This window comes from Sphingomonas chungangi, assembly GCF_013778325.1.
GTDB classification, from domain to species: Bacteria; Pseudomonadota; Alphaproteobacteria; order Sphingomonadales; family Sphingomonadaceae; genus Solisphingomonas; species Solisphingomonas chungangi.
Window position 1 is genome coordinate 204,388 of record NZ_JACEIB010000025.1, and the last position, 17,835, is coordinate 222,222.

The 17,835-nt window shown below is 67.2% G+C and carries 20 protein-coding genes; 16 read left to right on the top strand and 4 right to left on the bottom strand.

Annotated elements, in window-relative coordinates; all coding sequences use genetic code 11:
- Positions 1–96: 96 nt before the first annotated feature.
- The gene (locus tag HZF05_RS15305; RefSeq protein WP_246332030.1) at positions 97–1,851 is read left to right on the top strand and encodes a gamma-glutamyltransferase family protein; all 1,755 of its coding nucleotides are present in this window, start codon (positions 97–99) and stop codon (positions 1,849–1,851) included.
- Between the two features lie 133 nt (positions 1,852–1,984).
- Here the strand turns inward: HZF05_RS15305 and HZF05_RS15310 are convergent, their stop codons facing one another.
- Positions 1,985–3,007, bottom strand: a complete 1,023-nt coding sequence (locus tag HZF05_RS15310; protein ID WP_160365431.1) for a quinone-dependent dihydroorotate dehydrogenase — start codon at positions 3,005–3,007, stop codon at positions 1,985–1,987.
- Between the two features lie 213 nt (positions 3,008–3,220).
- On the opposite strand from HZF05_RS15310, the gene HZF05_RS15315 reads away from it, so the two are divergent.
- The 11 genes from HZF05_RS15315 (at position 3,221) to HZF05_RS15365 (ending at position 11,484) form a co-directional block, all read left to right on the top strand.
- Positions 3,221–3,664 carry an SUF system Fe-S cluster assembly regulator gene (locus tag HZF05_RS15315; protein WP_160365432.1) on the top strand — a complete coding sequence of 148 codons (444 nt, stop codon included), beginning with the start codon at positions 3,221–3,223 and terminating at the stop codon, positions 3,662–3,664.
- Positions 3,664–5,157, top strand: coding sequence for a Fe-S cluster assembly protein SufB (sufB, locus tag HZF05_RS15320; protein ID WP_160365433.1), 1,494 nt, complete (start codon positions 3,664–3,666; stop codon positions 5,155–5,157). Before HZF05_RS15315 ends, sufB begins: the two co-directional genes overlap by 1 nt.
- Positions 5,154–5,561 carry a hypothetical protein gene (locus tag HZF05_RS15325; RefSeq protein WP_160365434.1) on the top strand — a complete coding sequence of 136 codons (408 nt, stop codon included), beginning with the start codon at positions 5,154–5,156 and terminating at the stop codon, positions 5,559–5,561. Before sufB ends, HZF05_RS15325 begins: the two co-directional genes overlap by 4 nt.
- Before the next feature lie 22 nt (positions 5,562–5,583).
- The gene (gene sufC, locus HZF05_RS15330) at positions 5,584–6,327 is read left to right on the top strand and encodes a Fe-S cluster assembly ATPase SufC (protein ID WP_160365522.1); all 744 of its coding nucleotides are present in this window, start codon (positions 5,584–5,586) and stop codon (positions 6,325–6,327) included.
- On the top strand, positions 6,324–7,049 hold the full coding sequence (locus HZF05_RS15335; protein ID WP_160365435.1) for a SufD family Fe-S cluster assembly protein: 726 nt from the start codon (positions 6,324–6,326) through the stop codon (positions 7,047–7,049). Before sufC ends, HZF05_RS15335 begins: the two co-directional genes overlap by 4 nt.
- 5 nt (positions 7,050–7,054) lie before the next feature.
- Complete coding sequence (locus HZF05_RS15340; RefSeq protein WP_160365523.1) at positions 7,055–8,260, top strand: cysteine desulfurase; 1,206 nt, start codon at positions 7,055–7,057, stop codon at positions 8,258–8,260.
- Positions 8,261–8,270: 10 nt separating this feature from the next.
- Positions 8,271–8,744 carry an SUF system Fe-S cluster assembly protein gene (locus tag HZF05_RS15345; RefSeq protein ID WP_160365436.1) on the top strand — a complete coding sequence of 158 codons (474 nt, stop codon included), beginning with the start codon at positions 8,271–8,273 and terminating at the stop codon, positions 8,742–8,744.
- Entirely contained in the window at positions 8,744–9,103 is a 360-nt protein-coding gene (locus tag HZF05_RS15350; RefSeq protein WP_160365437.1) for a HesB/IscA family protein, read from the top strand. Before HZF05_RS15345 ends, HZF05_RS15350 begins: the two co-directional genes overlap by 1 nt.
- Positions 9,104–9,233: 130 nt before the next feature.
- Positions 9,234–9,905 (top strand): pyrimidine 5'-nucleotidase, encoded by a 672-nt coding sequence (locus HZF05_RS15355; protein WP_160365438.1) that lies wholly within the window; start codon positions 9,234–9,236, stop codon positions 9,903–9,905.
- A complete protein-coding gene (gene dapD / locus HZF05_RS15360) occupies positions 9,902–10,729 on the top strand; it encodes a 2,3,4,5-tetrahydropyridine-2,6-dicarboxylate N-succinyltransferase (protein WP_160365439.1) in 828 nt (275 codons plus the stop codon). The genes HZF05_RS15355 and dapD overlap by 4 nt, the downstream gene beginning before the upstream one ends.
- Positions 10,729–11,484 carry a glutaminyl-peptide cyclotransferase gene (locus tag HZF05_RS15365; RefSeq protein ID WP_160365440.1) on the top strand — a complete coding sequence of 252 codons (756 nt, stop codon included), beginning with the start codon at positions 10,729–10,731 and terminating at the stop codon, positions 11,482–11,484. Before dapD ends, HZF05_RS15365 begins: the two co-directional genes overlap by 1 nt.
- Before the next feature lie 93 nt (positions 11,485–11,577).
- On the opposite strand, the gene HZF05_RS15370 is transcribed toward HZF05_RS15365, so the two are convergent.
- Complete coding sequence (locus tag HZF05_RS15370) at positions 11,578–12,159, bottom strand: TlpA family protein disulfide reductase (protein WP_246332031.1); 582 nt, start codon at positions 12,157–12,159, stop codon at positions 11,578–11,580.
- A 16-nt stretch (positions 12,160–12,175) separates the two neighbouring features.
- On the opposite strand from HZF05_RS15370, the gene argH reads away from it, so the two are divergent.
- Genes argH through galU form a run of 4 tightly spaced genes read left to right on the top strand, consistent with a single transcriptional unit; the run spans position 12,176 to position 15,961 of the window.
- Positions 12,176–13,546: an argininosuccinate lyase gene (gene argH / locus HZF05_RS15375; RefSeq protein WP_160365442.1), complete on the top strand. Its 1,371-nt coding sequence runs from the start codon at positions 12,176–12,178 to the stop codon at positions 13,544–13,546.
- Positions 13,543–13,788 carry a hypothetical protein gene (locus HZF05_RS15380; RefSeq protein ID WP_160365443.1) on the top strand — a complete coding sequence of 82 codons (246 nt, stop codon included), beginning with the start codon at positions 13,543–13,545 and terminating at the stop codon, positions 13,786–13,788. Before argH ends, HZF05_RS15380 begins: the two co-directional genes overlap by 4 nt.
- A gap of 8 nt (positions 13,789–13,796) precedes the next feature.
- Positions 13,797–15,086 carry a diaminopimelate decarboxylase gene (gene lysA, locus HZF05_RS15385; protein ID WP_160365444.1) on the top strand — a complete coding sequence of 430 codons (1,290 nt, stop codon included), beginning with the start codon at positions 13,797–13,799 and terminating at the stop codon, positions 15,084–15,086.
- On the top strand, positions 15,086–15,961 hold the full coding sequence (galU, locus tag HZF05_RS15390) for a UTP--glucose-1-phosphate uridylyltransferase GalU (protein WP_160365445.1): 876 nt from the start codon (positions 15,086–15,088) through the stop codon (positions 15,959–15,961). The genes lysA and galU overlap by 1 nt, the downstream gene beginning before the upstream one ends.
- A 152-nt stretch (positions 15,962–16,113) precedes the next feature.
- Here the strand turns inward: galU and HZF05_RS15395 are convergent, their stop codons facing one another.
- Together HZF05_RS15395 and HZF05_RS15400 are read right to left on the bottom strand one after the other, a co-directional pair.
- Positions 16,114–17,439, bottom strand: a complete 1,326-nt coding sequence (locus HZF05_RS15395; protein WP_246332032.1) for a hypothetical protein — start codon at positions 17,437–17,439, stop codon at positions 16,114–16,116.
- A 56-nt stretch (positions 17,440–17,495) separates the two neighbouring features.
- A complete protein-coding gene (locus tag HZF05_RS15400; RefSeq protein ID WP_160365446.1) occupies positions 17,496–17,792 on the bottom strand; it encodes a hypothetical protein in 297 nt (98 codons plus the stop codon).
- Positions 17,793–17,835 lie beyond the last annotated feature (43 nt).

A 17,835-nucleotide genomic window follows, 5' to 3' on the forward strand; every position in this document is an offset into this window, starting at 1 on the left:
TCCTCGTGATCCGGTCCGCGCCATGCCGTCACCGTGGACGGCGGCGACGGGGCCGGTTATCGCGCGGGGTGGCGTAACGAGGCAAGGAGTTCGCGCATGATCGGCATGAGGCGCTTGGGTGGCCGTGTTCTGGCCGGGGTGCTCGCCCTCTCGTTGGGCTCCTGCTCGACGACGACGCAACGGGCCGCCATTGCCCCGTCCGTCGCCGCGCCGGCACCGGAGCAGCCACGCATCTTCGTCGCCGCCGCCAATCCGCTGGCGGTGGAGACCGGCCTCGCGACGCTCCGCCGCGGCGGCAGCGCGATCGACGCCGCCATCTCCATGCAGGCGATGCTGGCGCTGGTCGAGCCGCAGAGCTCCAGCGTCGCAGGCGGCTCGTTCATGACCTACCTCGACGCCGCGACCGGCAAGATCACGGTCTATGATGGGCGTGAAGAGGCTCCGGCCGGCGCCGACCCCGGCATGTTCCTCGGCCCGGACGGCAAGCCGATGCCGTTCGCACAGGCGGTGCTGAGCGGCCGCGCCACCGGCGTGCCAGGCGTACTCAAGATGCTGGCGCTGGCCCATGACGAGCATGGCAAGCTGCTGTGGAAAGACCTGTTCGGCGACGCGACCAAGACCGCGACCGATGGCTTCATCGTCTCGCCCCGCCTCGCCCACATGATCCACGGCGACTTCACCGAGAACAGCGCGCCGGACGTGAAGCGTTATTTCTCCAAGCCGGACGGCACTTTGCTCAACGCCGGCGACCGGCTGATCAACCTGCCTTACGCGGATTTCCTCCGCCGGCTGGCCGCGCAGGGCACCGATGCGCTCTACACCGGGCCGACCGCCGCGAAGCTGATCGCGCGCACCCATGACGGTCCGCTGCCCGGCACCATGACGCTGGCCGACCTCGCCGCCTATCACCCGGTCGAGCACGAGGCGATCTGCCGGCCGTACCGCGTCTATCAGGTGTGCGTGCCGCCACCGCCCTCGAGCGGCGCGGCTCTGCTGGAGCTGTTCGGTATCCTCCAGCACACCGACATCGCCACGCGCGGGCCCAACGATCCGCAGGCCTGGTTCGAGTTCGCCGAGGCGAGCCGGCTGATGTACGCCGACCGCAACCGCTATTTCGGCGACCCGAAGTTCGTTTCGGTGCCGGTGCAGGGCCTGCTCGATCCGGCCTACATCGCCGGGCGCGCGAAGCTGATAGGCGCCAATGCCGCCGTGCCACCGCCCGAGGCCGGCCATCCGGCGGGCGCGCAGATGGCGGGCCTCGATCACACGATCGACCCGACCGGCACCTCGCACATCATCATCCGCGATGCCGCCGGCAACGTCGTGTCGATGACGACGACGGTGGAATCGATCTTCGGCACCGGCCGGATGGTCGACGGCTTCTTCCTCAACAACCAGCTGACCGACTTCGACTTCGCGCCAAAGGATGCGCAGGGACGGCCGGTGGCGAACGCGGTGGCACCAGGCAAGCGCCCGCGCTCGTCGATGGTGCCGCTGATCATGCTCGACAAGGACGGCCATTTCGCGGGCGCTTTGGGATCGGCGGGCGGCAGCGCGATCCTCGCTTATGTCGGCAAGTCGATGGTCGGCGCGGTCGACTGGCATTTGCCGATGCAGGACGCCATCGCGCTCCCCAACCTGATCGCGATGGGGCCGTATTTCTTCGGCGAGGTCGACAAGTTCCCGCCCGACGTCGTGAGCGCGCTCGCCGCGCGCGGGATTTCGCTCCGGCCCGGGCAGGGCGAGGATTCGGGCATCCAGGGCGTGATCGTCCGCGACGGCAGGTTCGACGGCGGCTACGATCCGAGGCGTGAAGGCCGCGCGATCACGGAGACGGTCGCGGCGCACTAAAATGAAAGTTCCGTTCGTGCTGAGGAGCCGCTGAACTTGTCGAAGCGGCGTCTCGAAGCACAGGTGCGGCGCCTTCGAGACGGACCTTCGACTGCGCTTAGTCCCTCCTCAGGGCGAACGGAGGCCGGGAAAGTTAACCCACCGCCTCGGCCAGCGTCCCGAACCCATCCCGCTCCAGCAGCGGAATCAGCCCCTTCGCGATCCGCTTCGCCAACACCGGGCCTTCGTACACCAGCGCCGAGTAGATCTGGACGAGGCTCGCGCCGGCGCGGATGCGGGCATAGGCGTCCGCCGCCGATCCGATCCCGCCGGCGGCGATCAGCGGCACCTGGCCGCCGGTCGTGTGCCGAAACTCTCGCAGCTTGGCGAGCGCCAGCGGGCGCAGCGGCTCGCCCGAGAGGCCGCCCTGCTCATCGGCGAATTTGGACGAGAGCGGCGGCCGCGAGATGGTGGTGTTGGAGACGATCAGCGCATCCACCTTGCGATTGATCACCACGCGGGAGATCGCGCTGATGTCGGCGGATTCCAGATCGGGCGCGACCTTGAGGAACACCGGCGGCCGCGCTTCGCCCCTCGCTTCCATGACGCCGGCCAGCAGCTCGTCGAGCGCCGCCGCCTCCTGCAAGGCGCGCAGGCCAGGCGTGTTGGGGGACGAGATGTTGATCGTCAGATAATCCGCGACCGGCGCCATCATCCGCACGCCCGCCGCATAATCCGCGATACGATCCTCGGCATTCTTGTTGGCGCCAACATTGACGCCGACGATCCCTTGCCGCTTCCGGCCCGCCAATCTCGCGAAGGCGGCATCCTGCCCGCCATTGTTGAAGCCCATGCGATTGATCACGGCATGATCCTCGACCAAGCGGAACAGGCGTGGCTGCGGGTTACCCTGCTGCGGCCTGGGCGTGAGCGTTCCCACCTCGACGAAGCCGAAGCCCAGCCCCAGCATCGCGTCGGGCACGCGCGCATCCTTGTCGTAGCCCGCCGCGAGGCCGACTGGCGAGGGAAAGCGCAGCCCCGCCACCTCGGTCGCCAGCCTCGGATCGAAAGCGGGCGCCCTGCGCTTCGGCGCCCTCTCCAGCGCGGAGAGCGACAGCAGGTGCGCACGCTCCGCCTCCAGACGGAAGACGAGCGGGCGGAGAAGGTGGTAGAGCATGGCTTTCGCTAGTGCTAACGGCGCGCCCTGTCATCGCAAGTCCGTTCGCACTGAGCGTAGTCGAAGTGCAGCCACCGCGACGCATAGCCTCCGACTTCGCTCAGGTCGAACGGACGTCGGTGATTATCACGAGGCCTTGACCCGGCCCCTCCCCGCGACCACATGGCAATTCGGATCGAATCAGTCTGAATTGAGAACGGATCGCAAGAGGACATGCGGCTTTCCAGCCTTGCCGACTATGCCGTGGTCATGATGGCCGCCGCCGCGCGCCACTGCCCGCACGCGCGCCTGTCCGCGACGATCCTCGCCGCCGAGACCGGCGTGCCGCTCCCCACCGCGCAGAAGCTGGCGGGCAAGCTCGCCGCCGCCGGCCTGCTGGAGACGCAGCGCGGCGCCGCCGGGGGCTTCGTGCTGGCGAAGTCGTGCGAGACGATCACGCTGGCCGACATCGTCGAGGCGGTGGAGGGGCCGATCGCGCTCACCGCCTGCGTCGAGGAGGCCAAGCACGATTGCGCGCTCGAAAGCGCGTGCAAGGTCCGCCCGCACTGGGGCGTCGTCAACGAGGCGGTGCGCGGCGCGTTCGCCAACGTCTCCCTCGCCAGCCTCGCCGTCCCCGCCCCTGTCTCTCCCGCTCGCGCCGAATTGAGTATCGCGTAATGGCCACCCAGAATCTCGAAGCCCTCGCCGCCGCGGAGAAGCTTTCCACCTACGAGTGGGGCTTCAACACCGAGATCGAGCAGGAGTTCGCGCCCAAGGGGCTGAACGAGGACACCGTCCGCTTCATCTCCGCCAAGAAGAACGAGCCCGAATGGATGCTCGACTGGCGGCTCAAGGCCTTCCGCCTGTGGCAGACGATGGAGGCGCCCGACTGGGCCAAGCTCAACGTGCCGCCGATCGATTATCAGGACGCTTATTATTACGCGGCGCCCAAGAAGAAGCCGACGCTCGCCTCGCTCGACGAGGTCGATCCTGAAATCCTGCGCACCTACGAGAAGCTGGGCATCCCGATCGCCGAACAGAAGCTGCTCGCCGGTGTGGTCGAGGAAGAGGACCCCAACGCCCCGCCCAAGCGCAAGATCGCGGTCGATGCGGTGTTCGACAGCGTCTCGGTCGCCACCACCTTCCGCGAGGAGCTGAAGAAGGCCGGCGTCATCTTCCTCTCCATCTCGGAGGCGATCCGCGAATATCCCGAGCTGGTGAAGAAGTGGCTCGGCAAGGTCGTGCCCACGCATGACAATTATTTCGCCACGCTCAACTGCGCGGTCTTCTCGGACGGCACGTTCGTCTATGTGCCCGAGGGCGTGCGCTGCCCGATGGAGCTCAGCACCTATTTCCGCATCAACGCGGAGAATACCGGCCAGTTCGAGCGCACTTTGATCGTGGCCGACAAGGGCGCCTACGTCTCCTATCTCGAAGGCTGCACCGCGCCCCAGCGCGACGAGAACCAGCTCCATGCCGCCGTGGTCGAGTTGGTCGCGCTCGACGATGCCGAGATCAAATATTCGACCGTCCAGAACTGGTATCCCGGCGATGCCGAGGGCAAGGGCGGCATCTATAATTTCGTGACCAAGCGCGCGCTCTGCCAGGGCCGCAACAGCAAGGTGAGCTGGACGCAGGTGGAGACCGGCTCCGCCATCACCTGGAAATATCCGAGCTGCGTGCTGGCGGGCGAGAACAGCGTCGGCGAATTCTATTCGGTCGCCGTCACCACCAACCGCCAGCAGGCCGATACCGGCACCAAGATGATCCATCTCGGCAAGGGCAGCCGCTCGACGATTGTGTCGAAGGGCATTTCGGCGGGCCGATCGGACAACACCTATCGCGGCCTCGTCCGCGTCGGGCCGACCGCCGAGGGCGTGCGCAACTTCACCCAGTGCGACTCGCTGCTGCTCGGCGACCAGTGCGGCGCGCATACCGTGCCCTATATCGAGGTGCGCAATCCGTCGGCGCAGATCGAGCATGAGGCGACGACCTCCAAGATTAGCGACGACCAGCTCTTCTACGCGATGCAGCGCGGGCTGGACCCGGAGGCGGCGGTGGCGCTGATCGTCAACGGCTTCGCGCGCGAGGTGCTGCAGCAGCTCCCGATGGAGTTCGCGGTCGAGGCGCAGAAGCTGCTCGGGATCTCGCTGGAGGGGTCGGTGGGATGAGTGCCCGCTTTCTTCTCGCGAGCCTGCTTCTCTCGACCGCTGCCAGTGCAGCAGTTGCCCAGACCAGCGAAGGCAAGTTCAGGTTGGAGTGCACCTCGCTGAGCAAGCCTGCACCGCCCATGCCGAAATTCGTGATCGACGTGAATCTCGATCTCATGTCGTATTTTTCGGGTGTTGGTGGTCTCGATGAGGTCGATCATTTCGACAAGAGCGAGATTGTTTTCCGGCGGCACGGCTGCGATCCGCATGGGCTGCCGTGCTTCACCACCGAGCGGTTCGATCGTCAGTCCGGCTCTCTGTATTTCTCGGATAACAGGGACGGCCAACCCAACGCGACCTGTTCAGTGGAGCCTGCTGCAGCCGATTTCCGGGCTACTTCAAAATATATCGAGCGCATCAATTAATAGGATGGCTGTGACCTCGCATATGCTCAACATCTCCAACCTCCACGCCGAAGTCGACGGCAAGGCCATCCTCAAGGGCATCACGCTCGCCATCAATCCGGGCGAGATCCATGCGATCATGGGGCCGAATGGCGCTGGCAAATCGACCACCGCCTATGTGCTCGGCGGGCGGCCCGGCTACGCGGTGACGGAAGGCTCCGTCACCTTCGACGGTGCCGACCTGCTGGAGATGGAGCCGCACGAGCGCGCCGCCGCCGGGCTGTTCCTCGGCTTCCAGTATCCGGTCGAGATCCCCGGCGTCTCCAACCTCCAGTTCCTGCGCGAGGCGTTGAACGCGCAGCGCAAGGGGCGTGGGCAAGAGCCGCTCTCCGGCGGCGAGTTCATCAAGCTCGCCCGCGCGCAGGCCAACGAGTTGGGCCTCGATCCGGAGATGCTCAAGCGGCCGGTCAATGTCGGCTTCTCGGGCGGCGAGAAGAAGCGCAACGAGATGGTGCAGATGGGCATCATCGGCCCGAAGCTCGCCATCCTCGACGAGACCGACAGCGGCCTCGACATCGATGCGCTCAAGACTGTGGGCGACGGCATCAACACGATCATGCGCCGGCCGGACCGCGCCGTGCTGCTGATCACCCACTATCAGCGGCTGCTCGATTACGTGAAGCCGGACTTCGTGCACGTGCTGGCGAACGGCCGCATCGTCCGCTCGGGCGGGCCGGAGCTGGCGCTGGAGCTGGAGCGCGAGGGATACGGAGCGATCGCGGCATGAGCGATTTGCCCACCCGGCGCGACGAGGCGTGGCGCTATTCCGATCTGGAGGCCGTGGCCGGCGTGTGGCCGGTGGCGACGCGCACGCATGTCGTGGCGCCGGGCGAGACTTTGGTGCTGCCGATCCTGATCGACGGCGATGCCGACAGCGTCGGCATCGAGGATCACGCGATCGAGGTCGGTGCCGGCGCGCGTGTCGAGGCGCAGGTGGCGGTGACGGGCGGCCGGCTCGGCCGGGTGTCGCTCTCCGTTAAGCTGGGTAGGGGCGCGCATCTGTCGCTGGCCGGCGTGATCGTCGGGGGTGGCCAGGAGACGCACGAGATCGTCACCCACGTCACCCATGCCGAGCCCGACGCCACCAGCGAGCAAACGGTGCGCATCATCCTCGGCGGGCAGGCGACCGGCTCCTATCTCGGCAAGGTCGCGGTCGCGCGCGGCGCGCAGGGGACGGATGCCATTCAGTCGGCCAAGGCAATGCTGCTGAACCGCACCGCCACCGCCAACCTCAAGCCCGAGCTGGAGATCTACGCCGACGACGTGAAGTGCGCCCACGGCGCCACCGTCGGCGAGCTGGACGCACAGGCGCTCTTCTACCTCGCCTCGCGCGGCATCGCCCCAGCCGAGGCCAAGACGCTGCTCCTGCGCGCCTTCGTCGGTGGACTGGTCGAGGAGAACAGCCCCTTCGCCGCCGCGATCGACAAGGCATTGGAGCGCGTACTGTGAGCGTGATGCTTTCCGACAAGCCGCTCGATCGCGTTGCGGACTTTCCGGCGATCCCGGCGGGCTGGGCCTATCTCGACACCGCCGCGACCGCGCAGAAGCCGACGCCCGTCGTCGACGCGATCGATCGCGCCTACCGCGAGACCTACGCCACGGTGCATCGCGGCGTGTACCAGCGCTCCGCCGACATGACGCTCGCCTACGAGGCGGCGCGGCGGCGGGTGGCGCAGTTCATCGGCGCCGCTTCCGACAAGGACATCGTCTTCGTGCGCGGCGCGACCGAGGCGATCAACCTCGTCGCGCTGAGCTGGGGCCTCGCCCACCTGAAGCCCGGCGACCGCGTCCTGCTCTCGACCCTGGAGCATCACTCCAACATCGTGCCGTGGCAGCTGATCCGCGAGCGGACCGGCCTGATCATCGACGTCTGCCCTCTCACCGAGGACGGCCGCATCGACCTCGACGCCGCCGAGCAGATGCTGACGCGCGAGCACAAACTGGTGGCGCTGGCGCACGTCTCGAACGTGCTGGGCTCGGTGCTCGACGTGAAGCGCGCCGCCGATCTGGCGCATGCGGTCGGCGCCAAGATCCTGATCGACGGCTGCCAGGCGGTTCCCCGCCTGCCCGTCGATGTGCAGGCGCTCGGCGTCGATTTCTACGCTTTCTCCGGCCACAAGCTCTACGGGCCGACCGGCATCGGCGTGCTGTGGGCTCGGCCTGAGATCCTCGAGTCGATGCCGCCGTGGCAGGGCGGCGGATCGATGATCGACAGGGTCACCTTCGAGACGACCACCTACCTCCCCGCCCCCGCCCGCTTCGAGGCGGGGACGCCGCACATCGTCGGCGTCGTCGGTCTCCATGCCGCCATCGATTATGTCGAGGGCATCGGGCTGGAGGCGATCCATGCCCACGAGACCGCTCTGGTGGCGGAGACGCGCGCGGCGCTGGCGAGCATCAATTCGGTGCGGGTGTTCGGGCCGGAGGATTCGGCCGGGATCGTGTCATTCGTGATCGAGGGGGTGCATCCCCACGACATCGGCACCATATTGGACGAGAGCCGGGTGGCGATCCGGGCGGGGCATCATTGCGCGCAGCCGCTGATGGCGGCGCTGGGCGTCGATGCGACCGCGCGGGCGAGCTTCGGCGTCTACAATGGCCCTGCGGATGTGCAGGCGCTGGTCGAGGGCATCGAGCGTGTTACGCGGATTTTTGGCTAGGTTACGGCGAATGAGCGACACAGAGACCCAGATCGAGGAAGCGGCGCCGGAGCGCCCGGAGCGGCCGCGCCTCGACGACGCCGAAATTCGCTCGGACCTGCGCGAGGGCTTCGAGCGTAAGAAGGACTATCTCGACGGCTTCCTGTCGCAGAAGCCCGAGCCGCTCTCCGGCGAGGAGCCGGGCGGCGCGCTCTACGAGGCGGTGATCGACGCGCTCAAGGATATCTACGATCCCGAGATCCCGGTGAACATCTACGATCTCGGCCTCGTCTATAACGTCGAGATTTCGGGCGGGCACACGATCGTCACCATGACGCTGACGACGCCGCATTGTCCGGTCGCCGAATCGATGCCGGGCGAAGTGGAGATGCGCGTCGCCGCCGTGCCGGGCGTAGGGTCGGCCGAGGTGAACCTGATCTGGGATCCGCCATGGGACCCTCAGAAGATGTCCGACGAAGCCAAGCTCGAACTGGGGATGCTGTGATGACCACGACCGCCGCACGCCGCCCCCGCCCCGCCGCGCTGAACCTCACGCCCTCGGCCGAGGCGCGCATCGCCGAGCTGATGGGCAAGGCCCCCGAAGGCGCGATCGGCGTCAAGCTCTCGACCCCGCGACGGGGCTGCTCTGGCCTGGCCTATTCGGTCGATTACGTCGCGCAAGCCGATCCGATGGACGAGCGGATCGAGACGCCCGGCGGCACCTTCTTCGTCGATGGCGGATCGATACTCTACCTGATCGGGTCGACGATGGCCTGGGTGGAGGACGATTTCACCGCCGGCTTCGTGTTCGAAAACCCCAACGCCAAGGGCAGCTGCGGCTGCGGCGAAAGCTTCATGGTTTAACCGAGCCTCCCCAAAGCCGTTCGTGCCGAGCGAAGTCGAGGCACAGCCCCAAGCGTCGCGGGGTCCCCTCGACTTCGCTCAGGGCGAACGGGCTTGGCGGGAGGGCGGGTAAAGGCTAACGCCGCGCCCGATGCCGCCGCAGCTCTCGCATATCCGCGCCTGGATCTTCGATCTCGACAACACGCTGTATCCGGCGTCGGCGGACCTGTTCGGGCTGATGGACAAGCGGATGACCGCCTATGTCGCCCGCACGCTCGGGCTCGACGACATGGCCGAGGCCTATCGCATCCAGAAGGGCTATTTCCAGCAGCACGGCACCACGATGGCCGGCCTGATGGCCGAGCATGAGGTGGACCCGCACCATTATCTCGCCGATGTCCACGACATCGATCTCTCGGTACTGGCCGAGGATGCCCGCCTCGCCCGGCTGATCGCGCGACTGCCCGGTCGCAAGCTGATCTTCACCAACGGCGACGAGCCATACGCCCGCAAGGTGCTGGCCCGTCTCGGCCTGTCCGAGACGTTCGAGGCGATCCACGACATCCACGCCAGCGCCTACAAGCCCAAGCCGCACGAGGCGAGCTACGCCTCCATGATCGAAGGCCTGGGCGTCGATCCCCACGAAAGCGTCTTCGTCGAGGACATGGCGCGCAACCTCGCGCCCGCCAAGACGCTGGGCATGACGACGGTGTGGCTCGACAACGGCTCCGAACAGGGCCACGACGCCGATCGCTCCTACGTCGATCATCACATCACCGATCTCGCCGACTGGCTCCACTCACTGCTTGGGGACGACCTATGACCGCCGATCTCGCCGCCACCATCGACCAGGCCTGGGAGGCGCGCGACGGCCTCGGCTTCGCCACCACCGGCGCGGTGCGCGATGCGGTGGAAGAGGCGCTGGCGGGGCTGGATGCGGGCACCTATCGTGTCGCCGAGAAGCAGGCCGACGGCAACTGGCACGTCCATCAGTGGCTCAAGAAGGCCGTCCTTCTCTCCTTCCGCCTCAACGACAACGAGGTCGTCGACGGCGGCGCGGCCGGCGCGCCGGGCTTCGACAAGGTGCCGAGCAAGTTCGCCGGTTGGAACGAGGCAACGTTCCGCGCCGCCGGCTTCCGCGCCGTGCCGGGCGCCGTCGCGCGTCGCGGCGCGTTCATCGCCAAGGGTGTCGTCCTGATGCCGAGCTTCGTCAACATCGGCGCCAATGTCGGCGAGGGCGCGATGATCGACACCTGGGCGACGGTCGGCTCCTGCGCGCAGATCGGGCGAAACGTCCACCTTTCCGGCGGCGCCGGCATCGGCGGCGTGCTCGAGCCGCTGCAGGCCAATCCGGTGGTGATCGAGGACAATTGCTTCATCGGCGCCCGCGCCGAGGTGGCCGAGGGCGTGATCGTGCGCGAGGGCGCGGTGCTGTCGATGGGCGTCTATCTCGGTGCCTCGACCAAGATCGTCGATCGCGCCACCGGCAATGTGCATCGCGGCGAGGTGCCGGCCTACTCGGTGGTCGTGCCGGGTGCGCTGCCCGATCCCAAAGGCGGCCCCTCGCTCTACTGCGCGGTGATCGTGAAGACCGTCGACGCGCAGACCCGCGCCAAGACCGGCATCAACGAGCTGCTGCGCGACTGATGGGGATGCTCGCGTTTCTACTGGCACTTCTTCTGCCGGTGGCAGCGCGAGCCGAGCTGCCGACCGAGCCGGCGCAGGTGGTGCGCAGCTATCCGCACGACACGGCGGCCTTCACCGAAGGCCTGCTGATCCGCGACGGCTGGCTCTACGAGAGCACCGGCTATGAGGGGCAGAGCTTCATCCGCAGGAAGGAGCTCGCCACCGGCCGCACCGTGCAGAGCATCCAGATCCCCCCCGGCCTTTTCGGCGAGGGTATCGTCGATTGGGGCGACACGCTCTACAGCTTCGTCTGGCATGGCGAGCAGGGCTTCGTCTGGGATCTCAAGAGCCTCAAGCAGACGGCCAAGTGGCATTATACCGGCGAAGGCTGGGCAATGACGCAGGATGGCCGCCGCATCATCATGTCTGACGGCACACCGGTACTGCGCTTCCTCCAGCCCGGATCGATGAAGGTGGTGCGCCGCCTGACGGTGACGGCAGAGGGCAAGCCGGTCTCGCAGCTCAACGAGCTCGAATATGTCCATGGCGAGATCCTCGCGAACATCTGGCAGACCCGATACATCGCGCGGATCGATCCGAAGGACGGCCACGTGAAGGGCTGGATCGATGTCGGCGCATTGTGGGATCAGGTGGGCGTCACCGATCCCGGCGCGGTCCCCAACGGCATCGCCTACGACAAGAAGGCCGACCGGCTCTACGTGACGGGCAAGGATTGGCCGACCCTGTTCGAGATCAGGTTACCCTCGCGGCACTGACCCCAACGCCCGTTCAGCCTGAGCGCAGTCGAAGGCCATGCGCAGGTGGTGGCTGCACTTCGACTTCGCTCAGTGCAAACGGATTTGGGTGTCTTACTTCGTCTCGGCGATCAGCTTCGCCATCTCCGGGCCGGTCCAGTCCTTGCCACCGGCGACGCGCCAGACTTCCTTGCCCTTCGAATCGTAAAGCACCGTCACCGGAAGCTCCGCCGCGCCCATCGCATTCATCAGCTTGTTGGCCTTGTCGGTATAGGCGGTGAGCGCCTTGATGCCGTGCGACTTCCAGAAGGGTTGGACGTCGGCATCGCCGTTCATGTCCTGGCTGACCGCGATCACCGCCATCCTGCCGGTGCTGCCCGCCGCCAGCGCGTCGAGCGCGGGCAGCTCCTTCACGCACGGCGCACACCATGTCGCCCACAGATTAACCAGCACAGGGTGACCCCGAAAGCTGGTCAGCGTCGCCGGCGCACCACCCGGCTGCGCGAAGGGCATGGCGGGCATCGCTTCGCCCTTGTGGCTGCGATCGACGCCATCACCCGCCGGAGCAGTCGGGAAAGCCGGTGCCTGCGTCACATTGTTAACGGCGCTTGCTTGCTCGTTATCCTGCTTGGGCTTATCGCAGCCGGCGATTCCAAGCGCGACGATCAGCGGGAGACAGGCGATTAGCGAGCGCAAGACTAGCTCCAATCAGATGTGGGGCGGGCGCTTCGCCGAAGGCCCGGCCGCGGTGATGCGCGAGATCAATGCCTCGATCCCGTTCGACAAGAGGCTCTGGCGGCAGGACATAGCCGGCTCCAAGGCCCATGTCGCCATGCTTGGTGTCCAGGGAATCGTCGGGCACGCGGATTCGGTTACAATCGCCCAGGGGCTGGATCGCGTCGCCGCCGAATATGAGGCGAATGGCGTCACCGACGATCTCACGCTCGAGGATATCCACATGGCGACCGAGAGTCGTCTGGCGGAACTTATCGGGCCGGCGGCGGGCCGCCTGCACACCGCCCGCTCGCGCAACGACCAGGTTGCGACCGACTTTCGCCTGTGGGTGCGCGATTCGATCGATGCGGTGGATGTCGGGCTGAGGGCGCTGCAACAGGCGCTCGTCGCCCGCGCCGCGGAGCATGCCGAGAGCGTGATGCCCGGCTTCACCCATTTGCAGGCCGCCCAGCCGGTGACGCTCGGCCATCACCTGATGGCCTATTACGAGATGGTCCGCCGCGACCGCTCGCGCTTCGCCGATGCCCGCGCGCGGATGAACGAATGCCCGCTCGGCGCCGCAGCACTCGCCGGAACCGGCTTCCCGATCGACCGGCAGGCGACGGCGAAAGCGCTCGGCTTCGACCGGCCGACGGCGAACTCGCTGGATTCGGTCTCCGATCGCGATTTCGCGCTCGACTATCTTATGAGCGCCGCGCAGGCCTCGCTGCATCTCAGCCGTCTCGCCGAGGAGATCGTGCTGTGGGCCTCGCAGCCTTTCGGCTTCGTCTCGCTGCCCGATCAATGGTCGACCGGATCGTCGATCATGCCGCAGAAGCGCAACCCCGATGCCGCCGAGCTGGTGCGCGGCCATAGCGGCCGGATCGTCGGCTGCCTGACGAGCCTGATGATCACGATGAAGGGCCTGCCGCTCGCCTATTCTAAGGACATGCAGGACGACAAGCCGCCGGTCTTCGAGGCGCACGATCTGCTCGCGCTGTCGATCGCGGCGATGAGCGGCATGATCGAGACGCTGACTTTCCGCACCGACCGGATGCGCGCGGCGGCGGAGGCCGGCTTCTCCACCGCCACCGATCTCGCCGACCGGCTGGTGCGCGTGGCGGGCGTTCCCTTCCGCGAGGCGCACCATATCACCGGCGCGGTGGTGAAGCTGGCGGAAGTTAAGGGCTGCGCGCTCTCCGATCTCTCCCTCGCCGAACTGCAGGCGATCGATCCGCGCATCGACGAAGGGGTGCAAGCCGCGCTATCGGTGGACGCCTCGGTCGCCGCCCGCGCGTCCGAGGGCGGCACCGCGCCCGAGCGGGTCCGCCAGACGATCGCACGGGCGAAGGAGAATCTGGGCTCATGAGCCGGTTGGCAATCCTGGCAATGGCAGGGCTGGCGCTGCTCGCGGGCTGCGGCAAGCGCCCGGTGCTGCGCCCCGCCGACGGCAAGGTGCTGCCCGCCAAGGCCCAGAGCGCCGCCACGCAGCCCGGTGTCGGCGAATTGCTCGCCGTGCCGATCCAGGCCAAGCCGAGCCGCGACGACGAGCTGGTCACGAAATCCGCGCCGCTCCAGCCCGACCGCTTCGATCTCCCCCCACCCGGCTGACATTCCCCATGGATCATTTCGACATTCGCGACGGCGCCATGCACGCCGAGGGCGTCCCGCTCGACACCATCGCCGATGCGGTGGGCACGCCCGTCTATGTATATTCGGCGGCCACGATCCGCCGTCACGTCACCGTGTTCCGCGATGCGTTGGCGGGGCTGGAGCATGACGGGCGCGCGCCACTCATCGCCTTCGCCGTGAAGGCCAACCCGAACGCCGCAGTGCTCACCGTACTGGCTCAGATGGGCTGCGGCGCCGATGTCGTCTCGGGCGGCGAACTCAAGCGCGCGCTCGCCGCCGGTGTCCCCGCCGATCGCGTGGTGTTCTCCGGCGTCGGCAAGACCGTCGATGAGATGGCCTACGCGCTGGAGGCGGACATCGGCCAGTTCAACCTCGAATCGGAAGAAGAGGCGGAGACGCTCTCCACCGTCGCGGCGAAGCTCGACCGGACTGCGCGCGTCGCTTTCCGGGTGAATCCGGACGTCGATGCCGGCACCCACGCCAAGATCTCGACCGGGCGATCCGAAAACAAGTTCGGCATTCCGTTCGACACCGCGCCGCAAGCCTATGCCCGCGCCGCCGCGCTGCCCGGTCTCGCGGTGCAGGGCGTGGCCGTCCACATCGGCAGCCAGCTGACCGACCTGCATCCGCTCAAGCAGGCATTCGCCCGCATCGGCGCGTTGATCCAGAGCCTGCGCGCCGCAGGACATGTGATCGAGACAGCCGATCTCGGCGGAGGCCTCGGCGTGCCCTACGATCCCGCCAAGCCCGCACCGCCCTCGCCCGCCGCCTATGGCGCCATGGTGCGCGAGGCGACCGCCGGCTGGGCGTGCCGCCTGATCTTCGAGCCCGGCCGACTGATCGTCGGCAATGCCGGCGTACTGCTGACCAGCGTGATCCGCGTGAAGCCGGGCGTCCGATCACCCTTCGTGATCGTCGACGCGGCGATGAACGACCTGATGCGCCCGGCGCTCTATGACGCGTGGCACAATATCCGCGCCGTCCATCCAAAAGGGGACCGGTTCGAGGCCAACGTGGTCGGCCCGGTCTGCGAAACGGGCGATACTTTTGCGATGCAGCGTGGCATGGACCGAGTGGAGGAAGGGGATCGTGTCGCGTTCATGACCGCCGGTGCCTATGCCGCGACGATGGCGAGCACCTACAACAGCCGCCCGCTGACTCCAGAGGTCATGGTCTCTGGTAACAAATGGGCGATAGTGCGGGCGCGTCAGCCGGTCGAGGCACTGATCGCGGCGGACAGCGTTCCGGAGTGGGCAACAAGTTCATCGGAGGATTGATGGTCGCGAAGGTTCGCAAGGCGGTATTCCCGGTCGCAGGGTTCGGCACCCGCTTCCTGCCCGCCACCAAGGCGGTGCCCAAGGAATTGCTGCCGGTGGTCGACAAGCCGCTGATCCAATATGCCATCGACGAGGCGCTGGCGGCCGGGATCGACCAGATGATCTTCGTCACAGGCCGCGGCAAGGGCGCGATCGAGGATTATTTCGACACCGCCTTCGAGATCGAGGCGGATCTTGTCGCGAAGAACAAGTCCGCGATCATGGCGCTGATGGCCGAAACGAAGCTCGGACCGGGCAACGCCGCCTTCGTGCGACAGCAGCAGATGGCGGGGCTCGGACACGCGGTGTGGTGCGCGCGCCACCTGACCGGCGACGAGCCGTTCGCAGTGCTGCTCCCGGACGAGCTTCTCTGGAATCCTGCCAGGCCCTGCCTCAGCCAGATGATGGAGAGCTACGAGGCGAAGGGCGGCAGTGTCATCGCTGTGGTCGACGTGCCCAAGGAGCATACCAGCCGCTACGGCATCGTTGCGCCGGGCGACACGGACGGCAAGGCAATCCAAGTCAGGGGCTTCGTCGAGAAGCCGAAGCCCGAGGAGGCGCCCTCCACGCTCGCGGCGGTGGGCCGCTACATCCTCGATCCCAAGGTGATGCGCCTGCTTGAGGGGCAGGAGAAGGGTGCCGGCGGCGAGATCCAGCTGACCGACGCGCTCGCGAAGCTGATCGGCGACCAGCCGTTCCACGCTCACGTCTTCGAAGGCGCGCGCCACGATTGCGGCGAGAAGACCGGCTTCATCCAGGCCAATATCGCACTGGCGCTGGAGCGCGAGGACATGGCCGGGCCGCTCCGGGACTATCTACAAACCCTCTCCCGCTGAGCGGGAGAAGGATACGGAGACTTAGGCGCGCAGCGCCTTAGTCGGAGTTGGGTGAGGGCACGAGGCTTGCGCCGCGCATGCCCATCAGACCCTCACCCTCCCCACCGCTCCGCGGCGGGTCCCCTCCCTCTCCCGCTGAGCGGGAGAGGGCATCAGTTACCCAGCATCAGTTTCGCGAACAGCGTCAGGCCGTGCGGGTTGCGGCCATAGGCCTCGTCCAGCCGATCGGACTTGGCATAGGCACTCGCCGCCGCGCCCAGCGCCACCGCGAAGCTCTTTCCTATCGGCAAGGTATAGGCGTAGCCGGCGGTGAACTTGCTAACCCGGAAAGGTTCGCCGATCAGCGGCTCGGCTATGCCGAGCTGTTCCTCGCGCTCGAACAGCTCGTCGTTCAGCACATTCTCGAAGCGGCCGAAGACGGCATGGCGCTTCGTGATCGCCCATGTCCCCTCGACCAGCCAGGCCGGCAGCACCCGGCCGCCGGTGATGGCCTTGCGCGAATAGGCCGCCGTCACGTCCACGCCATGCGCCGAATAGCTGGCGCTGGCGATCAGGCGATGCTCGTTCTCCTCCGGATGCAGCACTTCGGGGCTGTGGAGTTCGCCGTAGCTGACCTCGGCACTCCAGGCCGGAGTCGGATTCCAGGTGGCGCGCACCGACCAGCTGTCGAGCTTGGGCGTCTCTATATCGTACCGGTTCTCGTCCGGTTCTCGCCCCTTGAACGCGCTTGCCTCGATCTGAAGCCCACGCGTCGCATAGCCGGCGGTCAGCACACCCCAGGTGATGTGGGTCGAATCGAACCAGTGATGCGTGATCGGCGCCTCCGGATCGAAGCGCGCCGAGCCGCGGTGCATGAAGGCGGATGGGCCGAGCGCGGGCTCACCGGGCAGGCCGGCATAGACGAACAGGCGCTCGTCATTCCCCGTCTTGACGTCGATCCGGCCGGACATCTCCATGAACAGATCGTGCGGATGCTGGCGATCGATCAGCGCGAGGCCGTGCGCCGTCTCGCCGGTGGCGAAGAGATCGGGATAGCCGCGCTTGCCCATCAGCGGATCGGCCGAGAGCATCGATCGCAGCGTGAGGTCCGCACCCGTGCCGATCGGCCGCGAGGCCTCCAGCATCGCCATCGACTGGACGAACGCCTCCCTGGCGCCGCGCGGGCTGCCCTGATCGGTCCAGCTGCCCCAGGCATAGCCATGCGCCATCAGCATCCAATCGCCGGCCATGACGTGCACGCCGGGCATAATATCATTCGCCGGCAGCCGCGAGGTGCCCGAACCGGCCGACGATTGGCCGTCTCCCATCATCGCCATGCCCGACATGGACATGCCGTGTTTTTCCGGCGTCGTGGATTGTGGCGGAGAAGGCCGGGCCGGCATCGCCATGCCGGGCATGTCCATACCTCCCATCGATTGCGCCAAGACGGCGCCGGGCGCGTGCGCGCATAGCGCCGCACCGATCACGGTTCGAATCATCGTTGAAACTCCTGTCGCGTGGGCTCGTCGGCGCGACAGGAGACATCCCGCCGCGCTCAGGCCGCGCGCGGCGGAGGAGGATCGAAGCCCGGACGGTGATCGGACAGAGCCGGGATCGGTCGCGCGATCGCCGCCGGAATCGCGACGAACAGCATCGGCTCGACGCGCGCCGGCTTGGCCGGATCGACTGCGCAGCCGAGACACATATGGACCGCCGCCCGCCCGTCGTCTTTGCAATGGCCCGGCGGCAGAGCATGGTGATGCGCTGCCGTCGGCATCGCCTGCGCGGGCGCCATCGGCAGCGTCGTGCCGAACGCCAGCAGACCGAGCAGGAGGAGGAGCAGATGCCGCATAGCATCGCCGCGCTACCTCGGCCCGATGCCGCTTGGCAAGGCG

Coding starts and splice junctions, on each gene's coding strand:
- HZF05_RS15305 (WP_246332030.1), top strand. CDS start 97: ATGATCGGCATGAGGCGCTTGGGTGGCCGTGTTCTGGCCGGGGTGCTC.
- HZF05_RS15310 (WP_160365431.1), bottom strand. CDS start 3,007: ATGCTCTACCACCTTCTCCGCCCGCTCGTCTTCCGTCTGGAGGCGGAG.
- HZF05_RS15315 (WP_160365432.1), top strand. CDS start 3,221: ATGCGGCTTTCCAGCCTTGCCGACTATGCCGTGGTCATGATGGCCGCC.
- sufB (WP_160365433.1), top strand. CDS start 3,664: ATGGCCACCCAGAATCTCGAAGCCCTCGCCGCCGCGGAGAAGCTTTCC.
- HZF05_RS15325 (WP_160365434.1), top strand. CDS start 5,154: ATGAGTGCCCGCTTTCTTCTCGCGAGCCTGCTTCTCTCGACCGCTGCC.
- sufC (WP_160365522.1), top strand. CDS start 5,584: ATGCTCAACATCTCCAACCTCCACGCCGAAGTCGACGGCAAGGCCATC.
- HZF05_RS15335 (WP_160365435.1), top strand. CDS start 6,324: ATGAGCGATTTGCCCACCCGGCGCGACGAGGCGTGGCGCTATTCCGAT.
- HZF05_RS15340 (WP_160365523.1), top strand. CDS start 7,055: ATGCTTTCCGACAAGCCGCTCGATCGCGTTGCGGACTTTCCGGCGATC.
- HZF05_RS15345 (WP_160365436.1), top strand. CDS start 8,271: ATGAGCGACACAGAGACCCAGATCGAGGAAGCGGCGCCGGAGCGCCCG.
- HZF05_RS15350 (WP_160365437.1), top strand. CDS start 8,744: ATGACCACGACCGCCGCACGCCGCCCCCGCCCCGCCGCGCTGAACCTC.
- HZF05_RS15355 (WP_160365438.1), top strand. CDS start 9,234: ATGCCGCCGCAGCTCTCGCATATCCGCGCCTGGATCTTCGATCTCGAC.
- dapD (WP_160365439.1), top strand. CDS start 9,902: ATGACCGCCGATCTCGCCGCCACCATCGACCAGGCCTGGGAGGCGCGC.
- HZF05_RS15365 (WP_160365440.1), top strand. CDS start 10,729: ATGGGGATGCTCGCGTTTCTACTGGCACTTCTTCTGCCGGTGGCAGCG.
- argH (WP_160365442.1), top strand. CDS start 12,176: ATGTGGGGCGGGCGCTTCGCCGAAGGCCCGGCCGCGGTGATGCGCGAG.
- HZF05_RS15380 (WP_160365443.1), top strand. CDS start 13,543: ATGAGCCGGTTGGCAATCCTGGCAATGGCAGGGCTGGCGCTGCTCGCG.
- lysA (WP_160365444.1), top strand. CDS start 13,797: ATGGATCATTTCGACATTCGCGACGGCGCCATGCACGCCGAGGGCGTC.
- galU (WP_160365445.1), top strand. CDS start 15,086: ATGGTCGCGAAGGTTCGCAAGGCGGTATTCCCGGTCGCAGGGTTCGGC.
- HZF05_RS15395 (WP_246332032.1), bottom strand. CDS start 17,439: ATGATTCGAACCGTGATCGGTGCGGCGCTATGCGCGCACGCGCCCGGC.
- HZF05_RS15400 (WP_160365446.1), bottom strand. CDS start 17,792: ATGCGGCATCTGCTCCTCCTCCTGCTCGGTCTGCTGGCGTTCGGCACG.